This window comes from Halomonas sp. PBN3 (genome assembly GCF_000475415.1).
Taxonomy (GTDB): Bacteria; Pseudomonadota; Gammaproteobacteria; order Pseudomonadales; family Halomonadaceae; genus Halomonas; species Halomonas shengliensis.
On record NZ_AXCA01000031.1, the window covers coordinates 1 to 1575 of the forward strand.

Genomic DNA, 1575 nt, shown 5'->3' on the forward strand with positions numbered 1-1575 from the left:
CTGGCCAGCGAGCTCGGCGTGCCCAGCTTCGACTTCGAGCAGCTGGCTCCCCTGGCGGCACCGGTGCTCTCCGGTGAGACCACCCCGCCCATTGCCGACGTCTGGTTTATCGAAGGCGTCGAGGATGAGCCTCGCTCACTGCGTATTCGTATCCGTGAACTGGTGCAGGTCATCGCCCGCTGGGGCGGCTTCGGCGGCAGCGACGTGGTGATCGCCGATGACGACGGCATCGGCTTCGACCTCAACCCACTGCCCGAGGCGGCCGACCGCCGTGCCCGCTTCGCCTGGCAGGCGCTGGCCAGCCTGCGCGGCGAGCTCAATCCCGAGTACCCCGCCGATGCCACCCTGTGGGGAGCGCTGCTGGGCACCCATCGGGAAGAGGGCGCTGAGAGCGCCTGGGACGATGCGGTACTGCTTCGTTTCTTCCGTCTGGTGCGGCTGATTCGCCGCCTTCGTGAACACCTGCAGGGACAACAGGAGGCCCAGTCATGAGCTCTTCATCCGCCAACCTGAATCAGGCGCTGCTCAGCCAGGTCATGGGGTTTCTTCGTGAGGGCAACATGCGCCGTGCGCTGGCCCTCGGCTTCAGTGAGGATGAGTTGCGCACCCTGCGGCGACTGAGAGCGAGCGATATCGACTCGCTGGCCTGCGCAGGACCAGTGGTAGCGCGCTTCTCGGTGGATCACGCCGCACTGCGCGGCGTCCTGGCGCGCATCGATCGTGACCAGGACCGTGAGACCCTGATCGACCGCTGCCTGAGGCTGGGGGCCAGCGTCAGCATGATGGGAGCGTTCTTCGGCCTGACCGGCAACGACTGCTCGACGCGCCGTCAGTTGTTGGGCATCGCGCCGCGCCAGGGGCGGCTGGCGATGCCGTCGGAGCAGGCTGAGCACGATGCCTGGGAGCGCTGGCAGCATATTGCCCTGGATCCCAAGGCGACCGATGACCTGCAGGGTATGGTGACCCTCGCTGAGGAGACCGATATCCCGCTGGCGGTGGTGTGGCACCTGGTCAAGCAGTGGGTCGACCCCGGCCAGCCGCGCACGGCGCCGCCGGCCGAAGAGTGGGCGTCACCTGAAGGAGAGCGGTGATGGTGCAGTTACGCGATGCCACTCGGAAGGGGCTGGATCGCCTGATTGGCCAGGCGGCTTCCGAGCTGACCCAGCGCCGGGGCGAGTCCCCGGCGTCCTCCGTTGTGAACGGTGAGGTTGGGCAGTCTGGAGAAGCCGCATCCTCGGGCCTCGATGGCCTGCTGTTCTTCGGGAACCCCCATGAGACCGTGCCGCGGTCGTTGCTGCTGGATCCGCGCCTCGGGCACGTCGACAAGCTTGGCTGGCAGATGATGCGCATGCTGGTCAATCCGGACCGAACCACCGCGGTGCCGACCTACGACGAGCTGCAGCCCTTGCTGCGGGGGGCGCCGGGCCAGAAGGCGTCGAGGGCCACGGTCGCCCGCGTTATCGCTGTGCTTCGCCTGACCCGATGGGTCAGCCTCGGGCACCGCGCGCGCAACGCGCAGAACGGCCGCATTATCGGCAACGTCTATATCCTGCACGACGAGCCGCTCTCGCCCGC

At 67.7% G+C, this 1575-nt stretch carries 2 protein-coding genes and 1 pseudogene; all 3 read left to right on the forward strand.

Going from position 1 to position 1575, the window contains the following annotated elements; translation table 11 throughout:
• Positions 1 to 492 (forward strand): annotated as a pseudogene (locus Q673_RS36680) (hypothetical protein); the annotation flags it as partial.
• Positions 489 to 1091, forward strand: a complete 603-nt coding sequence (locus Q673_RS21510; protein ID WP_023004696.1) for a DUF2857 domain-containing protein — start codon at positions 489 to 491, stop codon at positions 1089 to 1091. The pseudogene Q673_RS36680 and the gene Q673_RS21510, both read left to right, overlap by 4 nt.
• Positions 1091 to 1575 (forward strand): STY4528 family pathogenicity island replication protein (locus Q673_RS0117985; protein WP_031217545.1); only part of this gene is annotated, 485 nt, incomplete at its 3' end. The genes Q673_RS21510 and Q673_RS0117985, both read left to right, overlap by 1 nt.

Bases quoted from the DNA above. Each gene is read 5' to 3' on its own strand.
- Q673_RS21510 (WP_023004696.1), top strand. From the start codon at position 489: ATGAGCTCTTCATCCGCCAACCTGAATCAGGCGCTGCTCAGCCAGGTC.